We start from the raw sequence: 302 nt of genomic DNA on the forward strand, positions 1-302 counted from the left end.
GGGCGGCGATCTTATCCAGCGTCAGGTCGCCGCCGGCTGTTTCCAGATCCGGCGTCGTCGCCGGCACCGTGCTCGGCACGGTCAGGAAGATGGATAGCGGCGCCTGCCGTGCATCCTCGAGCATGGCCTCAACGCCGGCGACGTCCATGACGTTTCCGATCTCGTGGCTGTCGCAAAAGATTGTCGTCGTGCCGTTAAGGAGGGCCGCTTCGGCATAGGCGCAGGCCGTCACCATCGAGGATTCGATATGGATGTGCGGATCGACCAGACCCGGGGCGATGATGCCGCCCTTGGCGTCGTAG

Annotated in this window: 1 protein-coding gene; it reads right to left on the reverse strand. The window is 64.6% G+C overall.

Translation table 11 applies throughout. The features are described 5' to 3' along the window. Positions 1-302 (reverse strand): amidohydrolase family protein (locus tag AF337_RS12210; protein ID WP_152971020.1); only part of this gene is annotated, 302 nt, incomplete at both ends.

This window comes from Rhizobium ecuadorense, assembly GCF_001187535.1.
GTDB classification, from domain to species: domain Bacteria; phylum Pseudomonadota; class Alphaproteobacteria; order Rhizobiales; family Rhizobiaceae; genus Rhizobium; species Rhizobium ecuadorense.